The organism is Rhizobium sp. 10N414, from assembly GCF_056394785.1.
On record NZ_JBFTIN010000054.1, the window covers coordinates 1 to 17,781 of the forward strand.

A 17,781-nucleotide genomic window follows, 5' to 3' on the forward strand; every position below is an offset into this window, starting at 1 on the left:
TCGATCTCTTCGATCTCTTGCTCGCTCATCGCCAGCTCAATGACTCGCCGCCTTGGTGCCATGATGAAACTCCTCATTTGAATAATCTCAAACCAGGAATCCACCAGCGCACGTCAGGTTCCATCAAACGCCGCTTTCATGGAATCGGTCGTCTAGGTCGCAGATTATAAGCGCGCGGCCACCGCCGGACTGAGGCGGGTCGGTCGCGCGACTATGCCAGAACGTATGTCAACCTGATCACGTCCCCGCCAATTCGATCGCTCGCCACGAGGCGCAGCGGCGGCCGCGGGCCGGCGAAGAACGGCTTGCCGCGACCAAGCACGACGGGATGGAGATACATTCGATATTCATCGACCAGACCGAGGTCACCAAGACTTCGCGCCAGTTCAGGTCCGGAAACTTCAATCACTCCGTCCAGCTGAGCCTTCAACCCGCGGATGGTCGCTTCGATGTCGTCCGCGACAAGCGTGGCGTTCGGGCCGACTGATTGCAGCGAGCGCGACACGACCCATTTCGGTTGGCGCCGCCACGCCGCTGCGTAGTCGCACTCCGCCTCGTCCCATTCGGCATGGTCTTCGTCCCAATACCGCATCGCCTCGTACATGCGGCGACCGTATACGCTTCCGGCAAGGCCGCGCACGTCGTCGATGAAATGACGAAAGAGCACGGGATCGGGCGGCCCAAATTCTAAATGGTCGACATAACCATCCAGGGACTGGTTCAAAGCGAACACGAGCTTGGACATGCTGCAGGACCTCCTCCCAAGTTCCTCACAACGGTCTGACCGATGCTACGCAGAAATGAATTTGCTTACAATCTGACGTCGCTTGGTTGGTGCGACCAAATTAGAGCTCCCTTCCAACCTCTACGCACAAGGCAGACCGGCCCTAACCACCCACGGGTCACCTACAGTGGCCATTTGTGTCGACCTATTGACCTCAACTTAACTTGAGGAATTACACCCGCGCTTGTGACATCCAAAGCAAAGGAGACAGGGATGAACGGAGCGTTTTACCGGATCGACAAGTTTGCTGTTCCGGAGGCTGCGCGGGAGGAATTCCTCATGAACGTGCTGAAGACGCACGAGGTCTTGCAGGCGCAGGAGGGCTTCATCAGCCATCAGGTGCTGGAGCAGGTTTCAGGGCCTGGCGAGTTCAACTTCGTGACGATCGCGCAATGGGAAAGTGCCGAGGTGATCGACCGGGTCAAAGCGGTGGTGCAGGCAGCCCATCGCGCCAGAAACTTCGATCCGCAGGCGCTGTTCGAACGCCTAGGCATTCGCGCCGACATTGCCAACTACAAGCCGATCGCGGCTTGATCCGAATGGCCGGCTAGACGCCGGCCATGTTCTTTTCGCGGCGGACAAGCAGGTAGAAGCGTCCGCAAAGCATCACGGCTGCCGCCGCCAGCCCGACCAAGAAGCCGAACCAGATGCCGATTCCACCGAAGCCAAGCGGGAACGCAAAGGCCCAGGCGAGGAAGAAGCCAATCGGCCAATAGGCGATCAGCGCCAGGATCATCGGTACGCGCGCATCCTTCAAGCCGCGCAGCAGGCCATTGGCGATTGCCTGCAAGCCATCGACCAACTGGAAGAGCCCTGCCACAACGATCAGCGGCCCAGCATAGGCAAGCACCTGAGGTGCCTCCGGCAGGGTCGTATCAAGGAACCAGCTTCCCAGGAACTCGGGAACGGCAGCAAACAGAATGCTGCCGGCCGCCGCGATCAGGCAGGCGATGACGACGACAGCGATCGAAGCCCGAACGACTGCGGTGTAGTCGCCCTGCCCGTGCGCGACGCCGACCCGAACGGTGGCCGCCTGCGACAGGCCAAGCGGGATCATGAAGGCAATCGACGCCCATTGCAGCGCGATGCCGTGAGCGGCGAGCTCGATCGTTCCGATTTGCCCCATCAGCAGCGAGGCAACGGTAAAGAGGCTCACTTCGGCGAGGATCGTCACGCTGATCGGCAGGCCGAGACGCACGACTTCCCAGAAGGCCTTCCAGTCGGGACGCCAGAACCGGACGAATATCTCGTAGCGCCGCGTCTCCGCCCTGCTCTGCACATAGCCAATGATAAACAGGAAGCCGGCGGCCTGCACGACGACCGAAACGATCGCCGCTCCCTCTAGGCCCATTGCCGGGAAGCCGAAATGGCCGAGCACCAGCGCATATGCGAAGAAGGCGTTCAGCACCAGCATCGCGATCGTCACGTTGAGAATGACCGCCGCGCGGCCGATCGCGCTGACCAGCGCACGCATGACATTGTAAAGCAGCCCCGGCAGCACGCCGAATTGACCGATCAATATGTAGCCATGCGCGAGTGCAGCCACTTCGGGCTTCTGTCCAGCGGCAAGCAGGATCCGCTCGGAATTGAAGAACGCTGGCAGCATGATCACCCAATAGGCCAGCACGACCCAAAGGCCCATGCGTAGCGACCGGCGCACGCTGACGACGTCGCCCTTCCCGTAGGCCTGCGCAACCATCGGTATGACCGCGATGGCGAAACCCGAGCCGAAAACGAGGATCGTGAACAGGAACTGCGCCGATAGCACCATGGCAGCGAGGTTTTCAGCACCGAGACGGCCGACAATCATCACGTCGGTCGTGTTGATGCCGAGCTGGGCCAGCTGCGCGCCAATCAACGGGACTCCGAGCGCCAGCGTGGCGCGGAAATGCGCAGCCCAATGGTTATCGTTTTTCGGCGCTAGCTTGCGCGCGTCGATCGGCGTGTCCATGACACCAGTCCTGTGATTGAATCGCTGACGGCCGCAAGTTGCGGCAAAACATCAAGAGGAATTAGATCAAAGCTCCGCAAAGAGCCATTCAAAACTAGGCAAATGATGAAAAATTCATCATCGCATCACGAATTCTGATGGCTCACTCGGCCGGCTGCTCGACGGCTTCTGCGACCTTGACCGTGCGTACCTTCGTCAAGAACACAATGGCCGCGATCAGGATGATGATGGCCGACAGCAGGTATGGCGCCCCAGCGAAACGCACCGGCGCCTCGGGTCCAGTGAAGTAGCCGAACAGCTGCGTAAAGATCAGCGGCCCGACGATCGTGGTGATGCTGCTGAGGCTGGTGAGCGCCCCTTGCAATTCTCCCTGAGCAGAGGGGGGCACCTTGGCGACTGCTATGCTTCGCAGCGGCGGATCGGCGACATTTTCCATCACCGTCAGCACGATGATCGTGTAGACCATCCAGCCCTCCCAGGCGAAGGCGTAACCCGTCAGTCCGACGACGGAAAAACACAAGCCCAGCACTGCTGTCTTCCACTCGCCGAGTACCGGCACGATCTTCGGCAGAATGACGCCCATGACAAAGGCTGCGCCGATGCCGTAGATGCCGAGAGACAGGCCGATCTGGCCCTCGCTCCAGCCATAACGGAAAGTCGATACGAAGGCCCAGACCGCCGGATAGACGGCATGCGCCAGCCAGAAAAGGAACATGACCGCACAGATTGACCCAATACCGGGGTAGTTTCGCATCTGCTTCAGCGCGCCAAGAGGATTGGCACGCTTCCACTCAAACGTCCGACGATTCTTTGCCTCCAATGTCTCGGGAAGCATGAAATAGGCGGCAACGAAATTGAGGAACGAGAGCGCCGCTGCCCCAAAAAACGGTACTCGGGGGCCGAACTCGCCGAGGAAGCCGCCGATGACAGGGCCGATCGTGAAACCGACGCCAAACGCAATGCCGATCAGGCCGAAATTCTTGGCCCGATTGTCATCATTGCTGATGTCGGCGATGTAGGCGGAACAGGTCGCAAAGCTGCCGCCGCTGAAGCCAGCCAGCGCACGACCGATAAAAAGCATCCAGAAGCTCGTCGCCACTGCGCAGATGAAGTTGTCGATCGCAAAGGTCAGCACCGACAGAAGCAGAATGGGGCGCCGCCCGAAGCGGTCGCTGAGATTGCCCAGGAACGGCGCAAACAGGAACTGCATGACCGCATAGACGACAAGCAGCCAGCCACCATCGAGAGCTGCATCGCTCACGGACCCACCGGTCAATTGCTCAAGATAAGCGGGCAGCACAGGCATGATGATCGCGATCCCGATCACGTCGAGAAACAGGATCATGAAGACAAGGAACAAGCCGCGACGAACGAATTTCGGATCAAGCATGAGGCATCTCTACAGCAGGCTATTTCTGAAAAGACGATCTCGTCGCCGGCATTTGTTACATAGCTCACGTATATTAGCGAAACAATCCGTGAACATTTCAAATCTTTTGATAGGCTCACGAGTTAAGTTGATCGAGAACCGGAACAAACGGGGATTCTACCCCTCTTTCCGCGGTTCGCCTTTGACGAAGTCGACGAACGCCCGAAGCGCAGGCGGCATGTGTTTACGGCTCGCATAGTAGAGAAACGGACCTGAGAATTCCGTCACCCAATCATCGAGGATCGGCACCAATTCTCCCCTCTCGATGGCGGGCATCAGAACCTCCTCGAAGGTCCTGATGATGCCGAGCCCGGTGACCGCAGCCGAGACTTGCATTTCGATCGTGTTGGCGATGATCGGCCCCTTCGGCGTAATCACTAGAGTCTCGTCTGCCCGCTCGAACTCCCAGGGCAACGCAGCTCCGCTGAGGAAACGATGCCTGACACACTCATGCTCGAGCAGGTCGCGCGGGTGACCAGGGATACCGCGGCGCTCGAGGTAGTCAGGCGCGGCCGCCGTGACATATCTTTGACGGCGCGGCCCGATCGGCACTGCGATCATGTCGCGCTCAAGCCGCTCGTCATAGCGGATGCCGGCGTCATACCCGGCTGCGAGCACATCGACGAACGTATCCTCTCCGACGATCTCGAGCGAGATCCGCGGGTAACGCTTCAGAAAACGGCTGGCGAGATCAGGCAGGAAAAGCCGCGTGGCGATGATCGGCACGTTGAGGCGGAGGGTTCCGCTCGGGCTATCACGGAAAACGTCGAGTTGCTGGAGCGCCAAGGAGATTTCGCTAAGCGCAGGTGTCAGGCGTTGGAGCAGCCGCTCCCCAGCCTCCGTCGGCGTGACGCTGCGGGTCGTCCGGTTGAGCAGGCGAACACCGACATGCTCCTCCAGCCGCCGCAGCGAGTCGCTCAGTGAAGAAGCGGAGACACCGCGCTTGCGGGCAGCGGCGCGAAAGCTGCGCTCCCTTGCAATGGCCGTGAAGGCATCCAGATCATTGAGAGGAAGGTCTTCCATTGTGCATTTCCCCGTACAGCTCGTTCGCATTCATATGGATTATCGCACGAGGCCGGGCGCGATAAAACTATTCCCGGCGATCAACATCGGCGTGACGAAGGAGAACGAAATGGAAAAGCATCGTTTGGGAGAAACCGGCCCAATGGTATCGGCCATCGGCCTCGGCTGCATGGGCATGTCCGGCATGTACGGGCCATCCGACCGCAGCGAGAGCATTGCCACGATTCATGCTGCTCTCGACGTCGGCATCAACCTGCTCGACACCGGCGACTTCTACGGCATGGGCCACAACGAGATGCTGATCGGCGAAGCGTTGAAGGGCCGCAAGCGGGACGACGTCGTCATCAGCGTCAAGTTCGGCGCCCTGCGCGATCCAGCCGGCAACTGGAGCGGCTACGACTCCCGGCCCGCCGCGATCAAGAACTTCCTCGCCTACACGCTGAAGCGTCTCGACGTCGACTACATCGACATCTACCGCCCCGCCCGCCTGGATCCCAACGTTCCCATCGAGGAAACGGTGGGCACGATCGGTGACATGATCAAGGCAGGGTACGTCAGGCATGTCGGCCTTTCGGAAGTCGGCGCAGATACCATACGCCGCGCAGCCAGCGCCCATCCGATTTGCGATCTGCAGATCGAGTATTCACTGATCTCGCGCGGCATCGAGAACCAGATCCTGCCAACCTGCCGTGAGCTCGGGATTTCAATCACCGCCTACGGTGTTCTCTCCCGCGGCCTGATCAGCGGACATTGGCATAAGGGACAGGCAACCGGCTCCGGTGATTTCCGCGGCATGAGCCCGCGCTTCCAGGACAGCAACATCGATCAGAACCTCGCGCTCGTCGAGGAACTGCGAAAGATCGCGGACGAGAAGCGGGTATCTGTCGCTCAGATCGCCATCGCCTGGGTGGCGGCCCGCGGGCAGGACATCGTGCCCCTCGTCGGCGCGCGCCGACGTGACCAGCTTACCGAAGCGCTCGGTTCGCGCGCTGTGCAATTGTCCACCGAGGATATGGCGGCCATCGAACGCGCCGTGCCGAAGGACGCCGCGGCGGGTGCACGCTACCCTGACGCACAGATCAGACATATGGACAGTGAAAAGTGATGCTGGCCAGCCTCTCCACATAAGGAGAGGCTGTCTCAAATCACACGGGGCCTGAGAAGGTATCGCAGGCCGACAACTGCCCGCTGTCGAAGCCACGCTTGAACCAACGCGCCCGCTGCTCCGAAGTGCCGTGGTTGAAACTCTCGGGCACGACGTAGCCCTGGCTGCGCTTCTGCAGCCTGTCGTCGCCAATCTGCTGGGCTGCGTTCAGCGCCTCCTCCAGATCGCCGGCTTCGAGAATGCCCTTCTGATCGGTAAATTTGCCCCAGATGCCGGCGAAGCAGTCGGCCTGCAGTTCAACGCGGACGGACATCTTGTTGGCCTCCGCCTCGCTCATCCGCTGACGCGCCTCGTTGAATTTCGGCAGGATGCCCAGCAAGTTCTGAACATGATGGCCGACTTCATGCGCAACGACGTAGGCTTCGGCGAAATCGCCGGAGGCGCCGAACTGGCGGCTGAGCTGGTTGAAGAAGGCCGTGTCGAGATAGACCTTGTGGTCGCTCGGGCAGTAGAAAGGACCGGTCGCCGCTGAGGCAAAGCCGCAGGCAGACTGCGTCTGTCCGGAAAAGAGAACGAGGCGAGGCTCTTCGTACTGACGACCAAGGGACTGGAAGATCCCGTTCCACGTGTCCTCGGTCTCGGCAAGAACGGTACGAACGAATGCGGTCATTTCATCGTTGGCAGGTGTCTGACTTCCCGATTCGCTTTGCTCATAGCCGGGGCCGTTGGTCGTCATGCCGCCATCCATAACCTGCAGCAGGTCTATGCCCATGGCCTTGAGGATAAAATAGATGACAACAAGAAAGATGATGGTGCCGATGCTCAGGCCGCCGCCGCGCCGGCCCATGCCGCCGCCGGTAGGAAAGCCGAAGCCTCCACCTCTGCCCAATCCGCCCATGGAAGGATCGCCACGACGATCCTCGATGTTGTCGGACTGACGCCGGCCTTTCCACTCCATGACGGTTCCCCTGGGCTAAACCTTCGATCGGTAGGTATATATCTCGATGATCGGGAAATTCCAGTTAACCTGAGAGAACCCGTACACCACTGTGGACCAGCTTGACGAGACATCGACATTCGGGCCTCCTTGCGAGAAAGAAGTCTGAGGAGGAGAGACATGAAGGCACTTCGGCTCGAAGCGACGGGCAAGCTGGCTCTGCGCGAGGTAGCGCGTCCCGACCCGGGTGTTGGCGAGTTGCTGGTTCGTGTGGAGGCTTGTGGCATTTGCGGCACCGACCGGCATCTGTTCCTCGGAGAGTTTCCTTCCAAGCCGCCCGTTACGCTCGGCCATGAGTTCTGCGGCATCATCGAAAGAGTGGGCGATGGCGTGAGCGGCTTTCGCGAAGGCATGCGCGTCACCGGCGATCCGAATATCGCATGCGGTCAGTGTCCAGAATGCCAGCGCGGCCGCGTCAATCTCTGCCATAACCTGCAGGCGACCGGCATCCATCGCGACGGTGGCTTTGCGGAATATGTCTGCATCCCGCAGCAGCAGGCTTTCGAGCTGCCCTTGGCACTGCCGCCTCTGCATGGCGCCTTCTGCGAACCTCTCGCCTGCTGCATCCACGGTGTCGACCTTGCGGAAATCCGAACGGGCTCGTCGGTTGTCGTCCTTGGCGGCGGCGTGATCGGCTTGCTGGTCGTCCAGTTGGCCCGCCTGGCGGGAGCGACAAAGGTTGTTCTCGTTACCCGCAGCGAAGAGAAGCGGAGGGTCGCCGAAAGGCTGGGAGCGACCGCGAATGCGGATCCCTCGGTCGGCGATATCGTGTCCCGCTTGACCGCGCACGACGGTTTGTTGCCGGGAGGCGCCGATGTCGTCATCGAATGCGCGGGCGTAGCGGAAACGATCGAACAGGCACCTGGGCTTGCGCGGCGCGGCGGCACGGTCGTGATCCTCGGAGTCATGCCGCAGGGTGTGAAGGTCGCAATCGAGCCGTTCGATCTCCTCTTCCGAGAGATCAAGCTGGTAAGCTCATTTATCAACCCGTTCACTCACCTGCGGGCGGCCGAACTGATCGCGTCGGGAACGATCCAAGTCGAGCCACTAATCTCCCGCCGGATCGGTTTCAAGGAGGGCGTGGAAGCGATCTCCAATCCCGCCCGGAAAGGCGAGATCCGGGCACTTGTCGTACCGGGCATCGACTAGGCTCTCACAAGAGCTGCCAATTCCTGTCGATTCCGCAAATTATGGGGTTCCGTTTACAAATACATTTGCCTATAAGCCGCTTCTAGCCTGAAAAGACCATCATATGCGCGACCCGGCCGGTGCCTCCCACCCTGGCCGGCTTTCTGCGCAGCTAGGAAACGGAAAACGCCCATGCCGAAGCGCCAAGATATCAAATCGATCCTCATCATCGGCGCAGGACCGATCGTCATTGGCCAGGCTTGCGAATTCGACTACTCCGGCACCCAGGCCTGCAAGGCGCTGAAGGAGGAAGGCTACCGCGTCATCCTCGTCAACTCCAACCCGGCAACGATCATGACCGACCCGGGCCTCGCCGACGCCACCTACGTCGAGCCGATCACCCCCGAAGTCGTCGCCAAGATCATCGCCAAGGAGCGCCCCGACGCGCTGCTGCCGACCATGGGCGGCCAGACCGCGCTCAACACCGCGCTTTCCCTGAAGAGAATGGGCGTCCTGGACCGCTACAATGTCGAAATGATCGGCGCCAAGCCCGCCGCTATCGACAAGGCCGAAGACCGCGCCCTGTTCCGCGAGGCGATGGAAAAGATCGGCCTCGAAACCCCGCGCTCGATGCTCGCCAACGCCACCGACATCAAGGATGCCGACCGCAAGACGCATGAAGCCGAGCGCAACAAGCTGAAGGAAAGCCTCTCCGGCGCCGAACTCGACAAGGCGCTCGACGAACTGGAAAACCAGTGGAACCTCGGCGAGACCGACCGCAAGCAGCGCTACATCAGCCACGCCATGGCGATTGCCGCCCAGGCGATCGACGTCGTCGGCCTGCCCGCCATCATCCGCCCCTCCTTCACTATGGGCGGCACCGGCGGCGGCATTGCCTACAACCGCTCGGAGTTCTTCGAAATCATCGGCGGTGGCCTCGATGCCTCCCCGACGACCGAAGTTCTGATCGAGGAATCGGTTCTCGGCTGGAAGGAATACGAAATGGAAGTCGTCCGCGACAAGGCGGACAACTGCATCATCATCTGCTCGATCGAAAACATCGACCCGATGGGCGTCCACACGGGCGACTCGATCACCGTCGCGCCGGCTTTGACGCTGACCGACAAGGAATACCAGATGATGCGCAACGCCTCGATCGCGGTCCTGCGCGAGATTGGCGTGGAAACCGGCGGCTCGAACGTCCAGTTCGCCGTCAACCCGAAGGACGGCCGCCTCGTCGTCATCGAAATGAACCCGCGCGTCTCGCGTTCGTCGGCGCTTGCCTCGAAGGCCACCGGCTTCCCGATTGCCAAGGTCGCCGCCAAGCTCGCCATCGGCTACACGCTCGACGAGCTCGACAACGACATCACCGGCGGCGCGACGCCCGCCTCCTTCGAACCGTCGATCGACTACGTCGTCACCAAGATCCCGCGTTTCGCCTTCGAGAAGTTCCCGGGCGCCTCGCCGGTTCTCACCACCGCCATGAAGTCGGTCGGTGAAGTCATGGCGATCGGCCGCACCTTCGCCGAATCGTTGCAGAAGGCGCTGCGCGGCCTCGAAACCGGCCTGACCGGCCTCGATGAAATCGAAATCCCCGGTGTTGAAGAAGGCGAATCCAGCCAGAACGCCATCCGCGCCGCGATCGGCACACCGACGCCGGATCGCCTGCGCATGGTGGCCCAGGCGCTTCGCCAGGGCATGAGCCCCGAAGAGGTTCACGAGGGCTGCAAGATCGACCCGTGGTTCATCGCCCAGTTCAAGGCGATCGTCGATATGGAAGCCCGCATCCGCGAGCATGGCCTGCCGACAGACGCCACGAACCTGCGCACGCTGAAGGCAATGGGCTTCTCCGACGCCCGCCTCGCCACGCTGACGGGCAAGCGCCCGAAGGAAGTCGCCGAGCTGCGCAACAGCCTGAACGTCCGCCCGGTCTTCAAGCGCATCGATACCTGCGCTGCCGAGTTCGCCTCGCCGACCGCCTACATGTACTCGACCTACGAAAGGCCTTTTGTCGGTGAACTGCGCTCTGAAGCCGAAGTCTCGGCCGCCAAGAAGGTCGTCATCCTCGGCGGTGGTCCGAACCGTATCGGCCAGGGCATCGAGTTTGACTACTGCTGCTGCCATGCCGCCTTCGCGCTGCGTGACGCCGGCTACGAAGCTATCATGATCAACTGCAACCCGGAAACGGTCTCGACCGACTACGATACGTCGGATCGCCTCTATTTCGAGCCGCTCACGGCTGAAGACGTGATCGAGATCCTCCGCGCGGAGCAGGAAAAGGGCGAAGTCGTCGGCGTCATCGTCCAGTTCGGCGGCCAGACCCCGCTGAAGCTTGCGGAAGCGCTTGAGAAGAACGGCATCCCGATCCTCGGCACTGCGCCCGACATGATCGACCTTGCCGAAGACCGCGACCGCTTCCAGAAGCTCCTGATCAAGCTCGACCTGACCCAGCCGAACAACGGCATCGCCTATTCGGTCGAACAGGCTCGCCTGGTCGCCACCGAGATCGGCTTCCCGCTGGTCGTGCGCCCGTCCTACGTTCTCGGCGGCCGCGCCATGCAGATCCTGCATTCGGAAGGCCAGCTGCAGACCTACCTGCTCGACACCGTGCCGGAACTGGTGCCCGAAGACATCAAGCAGCGCTACCCGAACGACAAGACCGGCCAGATCAACACCCTGCTCGGTAAGAACCCGCTGCTGTTTGACAGCTATCTCTCGAACGCCATCGAAGTCGACGTCGACTGCCTCTCCGACGGCAACGACGCCTTCATCGCCGGCATCATGGAACACATCGAGGAAGCTGGCATCCATTCGGGCGATAGCGCCTGCTCACTGCCGCCGCGCACCCTTTCGAACGAGATGATCGACGAGCTCGAGCGTCAGGCAAAGTCGATGGCCAAGGCGCTGAACGTCGTTGGTCTGATGAACGTACAGTTCGCCATCAAGGACGGCACCGTCTACGTGCTGGAAGTGAACCCGCGCGCCTCACGTACCGTTCCCTTCGTCGCCAAGACCATCGGCGCCCCAATCGCCAAGATCGCCGCCCGCGCCATGGCCGGCGAGAAGCTCGACGCGCTGTTCTCGACCTACGGCCAGAAGCCGGATCCGCGCAACCTCAAGCATATCGCCGTCAAGGAAGCCGTCTTCCCGTTTGCCCGCTTCCCCGGCGTCGACACGCTGCTCGGCCCGGAAATGCGCTCGACCGGCGAAGTCATCGGCCTCGACACCGATTTCGCGCTGGCGTTTGCGAAGTCGCAGCTCGGCGCCGGCGTTGAACTGCCGCGTGACGGAACGGTCTTCGTATCGGTCCGCGACGAGGACAAGCCGCGCGTGCTGCCGGCCATCCGCGTTCTCGTCGGCGAAGGCTTCAAGGTTCTGGCAACCGGGGGCACGCAGCGCTTCCTGGCTGAGAACGGCATCGCGGCTACGAAGATCAACAAGGTCCTGGAAGGTCGCCCACACATCGAAGATGCGATCCGCAACCGCCAGGTCCAGCTCGTGATCAATACGACGGACGGCAACAAGGCGATCTCCGACTCCAAGTCGCTGCGCCGAGCAACGCTGATGCAGAAGGTCCCCTACTACACCACGATGGCCGGCGCCGAGGCGGCCGCCCAGGCGATCAAGGCGCTGCGGGCTGGCAACCTCGAAGTTCGTCCGCTGCAAAGCTACTTCTAATAAAGAATTGGACCGGCGCGCCATCCGCGCCGGTCCGCTCTCGAGGCGTCGGAGCCGTTAGATTCGCGCCCTTGCATCCTGCGCGTCCGCCTTGACGTTCCAGGCATTCTGAAAGGCCGGTCGCCGCCGATCCTGCAAAATCAGCTTTCCGCCTTCTTCACGCCGCGTCGGAATGGCGTGACGATCGATAGCGCCTTCCAGAGTCATCGCAAGGTCGCGGGCGAAAACCCGATTGCCGATATGCCATGAGTGGGTCCATGAACCAATCTGGGGCTGCGAAGCTGGATCGACCGTATTGAAATACTCACCGCAATTGACGTCGACCGCTTTAGCGTTGACCAACGCCGGCAGCCCAACGCGACCGACGCGCGGCGCAACGCCGAGCCTCTTCGCGTTGGATACGGCAAGGACGGAATCGAAAGGATTGGAGTAGTTGGTGAGCCGCATGATCCGGCGGAACATCGGCTGATTCCAGTCGCTCGCAAGCGACAGGCTATCCGTGGACACATCGCCGCCGATGAACGCCACCTGGCCGACGCGCCAGTCCGCCTTGAAGAGATCGCCCTGCTTGTCCGACTGCGCAAAGGCATCCATGATCACATAGCAGCCTGTAGAATGACCAAGCAGGTGCACATTGGTTTCGCAGCCGGCCTGCTGGCTCTGCTTCAGAAGTCGAATACCCTTCGTCACGAGTTCGCTTGCAACAGCCGCCGCATCCGAGCGATCCTCGAGATAGTTGAGCGTCTGGTTGTCGCTCGGCCAGTCGAAGGCAACGATCTCACCACGCCAACCCTCTGCTCGCATGTCGGCACGCAACTGCCTGATGCGCTTTAGAACGGTCGGAATGTCATTGTTGTAGCCATGCACAAAAATAAGCACATCGCCCCGCGGACCGATCGAATTCGGATTCTCGTCGCCATCCGCGAGCCCCTGCACCTCGGCGACCCAATCCTTCGCACTGGATACTGCCTGGCGCGCATCGTAGCTGTCGAGCACATCAGGCACCTTCAGGAACTTGATCGGCCCGGGTTCCGCGATCAATGCATCACCCGTTCGCTTTCTGGCACTGATGATGTAGTTGTCGCCCATCTTCCCCTCCTGCGCCAACAAGCCCTACGCCCAAGACGATCGTATCAGCTTACAGATTCAACCCAAAGACGCCAATGCAGCGCCGATGCGGGCAGTATCTCGGCCGGCGTTCTTCCTGACGGCGATAGAGCCAACAAAGACGCCTCAGCCCATTGGAGCCTGTACCAACGGTCGAATCACGCTTTGCGATCCCGAGGGAACGGCGAAATATGCATCATTTTTTGCGCCATCGAGAGAATTGCCAGTCAGTCCTTCAGAGGCGTTCTCAGCGAACCGTCCACCTCAAAGTCAATATTGCTCAGGTTTGCGGTCGTAACGGAGCGCCTCCGGGTAGCGATACGAATTTTATGGAAATCAGCGGTGGCGATCTGCTATAACCACAACAGTTAGGATTGTTACACGGTTCCGAAGTTCCCCTTCGGGACCTGTTTTCTTTTGTGTCTGCGGCTAAGCGGACACGGGGAGTGAAGGACAGAAAAATGGTTGATAAGGTACCGATGACGCAGGGTGGTTTCGTCAAGCTGCAGGAAGAACTGCGCTGGCGTCAGCAGGAGGAGCGCCCCCGCATCATCGAGGCAATCGCCGAAGCCCGTGCCCATGGTGACCTCTCGGAAAACGCCGAATACCATGCGGCCAAGGAAGCGCAGAGCCACAACGAAGGCCGCATCAGCGAGCTTGAAGACCTGACCGCACGCGCGGAGGTCATCGACCTGTCGAAGATGTCCGGTGACAAGATCAAGTTCGGCGCGAAGGTGAAGCTCGTCGACGAGGACACCGAAGAAGAAAAGACCTATCAGATCGTCGGCGATCAGGAAGCCGATGTTAAGGCCGGCCGGATCTCCATCTCGTCGCCGATCGCTCGCGCGCTGATCGGCAAGGAAGTCGGCGACTCGATCGAAGTCAACGCACCCGGCGGCTCCAAGGCCTACGAAGTCCTTTCCATTTCCTGGGGCTGATTGATCCGTGGAAGGTCGCGGCCAACCGGCTATCGTCAATGTTAGTGACGTCGAGATTATTGCGCCGAACTTCAAAAAACGGCTCTCCGGCGTCACCTCCACCATCATTCAGCTGATCCCGGTCCAGCGCGTACTCGGCGAGAAGATTGCGACCCTCGGGCCGGGCCTTCCAGCATCTCTGCCGCACATTCGCTTTCGCGACCTGCCGAAGCTTTGGCGCGCGCCGCGCTGTCGGCCCTTCCGCATATGGCACGCCCGCCGCAACATCGAGATGCTGCCGGCCATTCTCATGCGCGATGTCCTGCGCATGCCCCTGAAGATTGTCTTCACGTCGGCCTCTCAGCGCCGCCACACCGGCTGGACGAAATGGCTGATCTCCAGAATGGACGCCGTGATCGCGACCAGCGGCAAGACGGCAAACTATCTGGAAGTGCCGAACACCGTTGTTCTGCACGGAATAGACACGGCCCGCTTCTCTCCGGCGGAAGACAAGGCGACAGCCAAACAGCTGCTTGGTCTTGACGCCACGAAGAGGATCGCCGGCTGTTTCGGTCGCGTTCGTCACCAGAAGGGCACGGATCTTTTTGTCGACAGCATGATCCGCCTGCTGCCGACCCGACCGGACTGGATCGCCGTTATTGCCGGACGCGCAACATCCCAGCACGTCGAGTTCGAGAGGGAGCTGAAGGCGCGCGCTGCAGCCGCAGGCCTGGCCGATCGCATTCTATTCGTCGGCGAGCACACCAATATCAATGACTGGTATCGGACGCTCGACCTCTTCATTGCTCCACAGCGCTGGGAAGGCTTTGGTCTGACACCGCTCGAAGCGATGGCAACGGCGGTCCCCGTGGTCGCTACCGACGTCGGTGCGTTTCCTGAACTGCTGGTAACGGGCGCCAACGAAACCGGCCTCATCGTCCCGCGCGACGATCTCGGTACAATGGTTCAAGCGTCCAGTCTCTTCATGGATGACGAAAGCCGCCGACAGCAGGCATCGGCCCGCTCCCGAACTCATGCGATGAATACCTTCAGTATCGAAGGCGAAGCACGGAAGCTTGGCGCCATTTATCGGTCGCTTTAAGCGACGACATCAAGGCTTGCGCTTGAAAAGCTCGAGATAGGCGTTGGCAACTGCGTCTTCGGAGAACTGCTTCATCAGCGTCTCCCGCCCCCCCGCAGCAACCTTCGCGGCCAGTACCGGATCGTTGATCAGCCGTTCGATGGCGTGCGAGAAACCATCGGCATCGCCGATGTCAACCAGTAGCCCATTGTCACAGTCACGCATGAACCACGAGGGTCCCTCGGAGCGGCTGGAGACAACAGGCTTGCCCTGCGCCCAGGCCTCTAGAATGACATTGCCAAGCGGCTCGTGCTTTGACGGCATCACGAAAATATCGGCAGCGGCGACGAACGGCCGCGTATCCTTCTGCCAACCGAGAAAACGTACGCGGTCCATAACGCCAAGGTCCGCTGCGACCTTCTTGACGTTCTCCAATTCTTCGCCTTCGCCCGCAAGCCACAAATAGACATCAGGCAGCTTCGCCACCGCCGCCGTCAGCAAGGCAAATTCCTTGCGTGGTACGAAACGGCCCATCGACATCACGACGGGCGCATCAACCGGCGTGTTCAGCGACGCGCGATCGACGGGCGCCACTTGTTCAGTATTCGTGAAGTTCGAGATCACCTCGACGCCGCGTGTCCAGCCCAGCTTATTACGCACATGCTCGCCGATACCAGGCGTATTGCAAACGAGAATGTCGGAGTTTTTAAAGTAGCTGAGGTTTGTCGGGTAATCCCCAAGACGGGAGAGCTTGATACATCCCTTATAGTTCGGCATCAGTCGGCTGCCACGGGTCGCCCAAGAAAACAGCGCATCGGGCTTCTCCATACGCGCCATGTGTTTGACCCGCAAAGGCAATAGGATCCTGTCGGGTGAGAGATTTCGAAACTTGCTTTCGATGATGCGCGACGACTGCTCGATGTCCTTCCGCCATAGCCGGTTCGGACGGATGACCGCGGTTTGCTCGACGCCCCGGCGTGCCAGGGCGTTGACCAGATGAACAAAGAAACGCTCAGCACCGCCATCCTTGCCGAAATGATAATGCATCACTTTCATGATTGAACCTTTGGACCTTAGTGCCTTCCCGCATCATCAAAATTCGGATGCCGCTCGGCTGCCTTACGCTGATACAGCTTCGCCTGCGTCAGAAAGGCGTACACAGCACCTGTCATAGCTTCTATGAAGCCCGACGGCCCGCAACGCCATAGACCGTTATGAAAATAAAGGCGCCAGAAATAGAGCACCGGGCTGAAAATCAGTCTGAGGAAGGTCGTCCCCTCGCCTAAGGCGAAGTGCTGATCGGCCTTCAGGGTCGAATACTTGTTTTCCTTGAGGATCTGATCATCGATGATCAGTGGCCGGTAATGAAGAAGGCTGCCGGACTTTGCGTCCTCGACACGCCCCGTCGGCACTATGCCTTCATGAACAGCTTGCGTGAGATCATATGCGCCCCTGCCCTTGCGGATCAGCCGCAGGTTCCTGCGCTCGTGCACATGCACAGGGGTGTAGCCGTAACCGACCAGATAGGGGCGACGCGCCAGCCGCCACCCGACAATATCCTCGGAAGCGGCAATGAGCTCCGGCAAAAGCTTCCGCAGGGGTGCATCGAGCCGTTCATCGGAATCGATATTCAAGCGCCAAGGCTGCGTACACTGATCGAGTGCGAATTGCTTCTGCCCTGCGTAACCGCGCCAATTCTCGTGAAACACCCGGATCGGCCAGCCATTCTCGATATAGGACTCCAGCAGAGCAATCGTCCCGTCCGTCGAACCGGAGTCAACGACCACAATCTCCGCGCACTTATCCAGGCTCTCGATGCAATTGCCGAGATACGCTTCTTCGTTCAAGCAAATGATGAACGCGGAAATGGGCAATTTGGTCATTGGAATGATCTTCGTGTCTTTTTCCGCGGCAGAGCTAGCAAAGCGCCTTCACTACGGCATAAGCCGTTTCATTCATAGAGCAATGCTGCTTCTCTTGGCCGCTCAGACTTCGACCAGGCCCACCCGCTTGACCTGTCGGATCGTCAGCATCGTCCGCACGGTATCCACATGCTCATTCGCCGTCAGTACCTCGATAACGAAATCCTGGAAGCGCGTCAGGTTCTCTGCAACACAGTGCAGAAGGAAATCGCTATCCCCGGAAACCATCCAGGCCTGCCGCACGAGAGGCCACTGCGTAGTGGCGGCGGCAAAAGCCTTGAGGTTGGCTTCCGACTGATGCTTGAGGCCGACCATGCAGAAGGCGACAAGGTCGAAGCCGAGCTTCGGGCTGTTCAACATCGCGTGATAGCCTTCGATGACGCCAGTCTCTTCGAGCTTCCGCACGCGACGCAGGCACGGGGGCGCCGAAATCCCGACGCGGTCGGCGAGCTCGACATTGGTCATACGTCCGTCTGCCTGCAGCTCACGCAGTATCTTTATATCGATGGCATCGAGTTCGGCGCGAAGCACAATCCTGCCCTTCCTTTAATTCCTGGTCGCCAGCTTCTATATAAAGCGACGGAATTCGCAAGAAAGTTTCAACACGGCGATGGATTGTTGCACAGCGCGCCGAGAAAGCCTTGTTGGTAACGCAGGGC

At 60.2% G+C, this 17,781-nt stretch carries 15 protein-coding genes; 6 read left to right on the top strand and 9 right to left on the bottom strand.

Annotated features, from left to right (window positions below; translation table 11 throughout):
• Nucleotides 1-211: 211 nt before the first annotated feature.
• Nucleotides 212-745 (bottom strand): dihydrofolate reductase family protein, encoded by a 534-nt coding sequence (locus tag AC1DE4_RS28815; RefSeq protein ID WP_018857183.1) that lies wholly within the window; start codon nucleotides 743-745, stop codon nucleotides 212-214.
• 252 nt (nucleotides 746-997) lie between these two features.
• Here AC1DE4_RS28815 and AC1DE4_RS28820 point away from each other — a divergent pair, with 252 nt between their 5' ends.
• Nucleotides 998-1,318 carry an antibiotic biosynthesis monooxygenase family protein gene (locus AC1DE4_RS28820; RefSeq protein ID WP_018857184.1) on the top strand — a complete coding sequence of 107 codons (321 nt, stop codon included), beginning with the start codon at nucleotides 998-1,000 and terminating at the stop codon, nucleotides 1,316-1,318.
• Between the two features lie 13 nt (nucleotides 1,319-1,331).
• Here the strand turns inward: AC1DE4_RS28820 and AC1DE4_RS28825 are convergent, their stop codons facing one another.
• From AC1DE4_RS28825 to AC1DE4_RS28835, 3 genes are all read right to left on the bottom strand, one after another.
• Nucleotides 1,332-2,735: an MATE family efflux transporter gene (locus AC1DE4_RS28825; RefSeq protein ID WP_062372771.1), complete on the bottom strand. Its 1,404-nt coding sequence runs from the start codon at nucleotides 2,733-2,735 to the stop codon at nucleotides 1,332-1,334.
• 142 nt (nucleotides 2,736-2,877) lie between these two features.
• Nucleotides 2,878-4,125: a TCR/Tet family MFS transporter gene (locus AC1DE4_RS28830; protein WP_018857186.1), complete on the bottom strand. Its 1,248-nt coding sequence runs from the start codon at nucleotides 4,123-4,125 to the stop codon at nucleotides 2,878-2,880.
• Between the two features lie 156 nt (nucleotides 4,126-4,281).
• Nucleotides 4,282-5,187, bottom strand: coding sequence for a LysR family transcriptional regulator (locus tag AC1DE4_RS28835; RefSeq protein WP_018857187.1), 906 nt, complete (start codon nucleotides 5,185-5,187; stop codon nucleotides 4,282-4,284).
• 109 nt (nucleotides 5,188-5,296) lie between these two features.
• Here AC1DE4_RS28835 and AC1DE4_RS28840 point away from each other — a divergent pair, with 109 nt between their 5' ends.
• On the top strand, nucleotides 5,297-6,292 hold the full coding sequence (locus AC1DE4_RS28840) for an aldo/keto reductase (protein WP_026371791.1): 996 nt from the start codon (nucleotides 5,297-5,299) through the stop codon (nucleotides 6,290-6,292).
• A gap of 40 nt (nucleotides 6,293-6,332) precedes the next feature.
• Here the strand turns inward: AC1DE4_RS28840 and ypfJ are convergent, their stop codons facing one another.
• A complete protein-coding gene (gene ypfJ, locus AC1DE4_RS28845) occupies nucleotides 6,333-7,250 on the bottom strand; it encodes a KPN_02809 family neutral zinc metallopeptidase (RefSeq protein ID WP_113163495.1) in 918 nt (305 codons plus the stop codon).
• Nucleotides 7,251-7,409: 159 nt separating this feature from the next.
• On the opposite strand from ypfJ, the gene AC1DE4_RS28850 reads away from it, so the two are divergent.
• On the top strand, nucleotides 7,410-8,438 hold the full coding sequence (locus AC1DE4_RS28850; protein WP_477884245.1) for a zinc-dependent alcohol dehydrogenase family protein: 1,029 nt from the start codon (nucleotides 7,410-7,412) through the stop codon (nucleotides 8,436-8,438).
• 171 nt (nucleotides 8,439-8,609) lie between these two features.
• Entirely contained in the window at nucleotides 8,610-12,095 is a 3,486-nt protein-coding gene (gene carB / locus AC1DE4_RS28855; RefSeq protein WP_018857191.1) for a carbamoyl-phosphate synthase large subunit, read from the top strand.
• A 57-nt stretch (nucleotides 12,096-12,152) separates the two neighbouring features.
• Here carB and AC1DE4_RS28860 read toward each other — a convergent pair whose 3' ends face one another.
• Nucleotides 12,153-13,184 (bottom strand): alpha/beta fold hydrolase, encoded by a 1,032-nt coding sequence (locus AC1DE4_RS28860; RefSeq protein ID WP_477884247.1) that lies wholly within the window; start codon nucleotides 13,182-13,184, stop codon nucleotides 12,153-12,155.
• A gap of 479 nt (nucleotides 13,185-13,663) precedes the next feature.
• On the opposite strand from AC1DE4_RS28860, the gene greA reads away from it, so the two are divergent.
• Both greA and AC1DE4_RS28870 read left to right on the top strand, forming a co-directional pair.
• Nucleotides 13,664-14,140, top strand: a complete 477-nt coding sequence (gene greA, locus AC1DE4_RS28865) for a transcription elongation factor GreA (RefSeq protein WP_018857193.1) — start codon at nucleotides 13,664-13,666, stop codon at nucleotides 14,138-14,140.
• A 31-nt stretch (nucleotides 14,141-14,171) separates the two neighbouring features.
• Entirely contained in the window at nucleotides 14,172-15,221 is a 1,050-nt protein-coding gene (locus tag AC1DE4_RS28870) for a glycosyltransferase family 4 protein (RefSeq protein WP_477884253.1), read from the top strand.
• Nucleotides 15,222-15,230: 9 nt separating this feature from the next.
• On the opposite strand, the gene AC1DE4_RS28875 is transcribed toward AC1DE4_RS28870, so the two are convergent.
• The 3 genes from AC1DE4_RS28875 to AC1DE4_RS28885 form a co-directional block, all read right to left on the bottom strand.
• Nucleotides 15,231-16,256 carry a glycosyltransferase gene (locus tag AC1DE4_RS28875; protein ID WP_018857195.1) on the bottom strand — a complete coding sequence of 342 codons (1,026 nt, stop codon included), beginning with the start codon at nucleotides 16,254-16,256 and terminating at the stop codon, nucleotides 15,231-15,233.
• 17 nt (nucleotides 16,257-16,273) lie between these two features.
• Nucleotides 16,274-17,083 carry a glycosyltransferase family 2 protein gene (locus tag AC1DE4_RS28880; protein ID WP_018857196.1) on the bottom strand — a complete coding sequence of 270 codons (810 nt, stop codon included), beginning with the start codon at nucleotides 17,081-17,083 and terminating at the stop codon, nucleotides 16,274-16,276.
• A 102-nt stretch (nucleotides 17,084-17,185) separates the two neighbouring features.
• Complete coding sequence (locus AC1DE4_RS28885) at nucleotides 17,186-17,653, bottom strand: Lrp/AsnC family transcriptional regulator (RefSeq protein WP_018857197.1); 468 nt, start codon at nucleotides 17,651-17,653, stop codon at nucleotides 17,186-17,188.
• Nucleotides 17,654-17,781 lie beyond the last annotated feature (128 nt).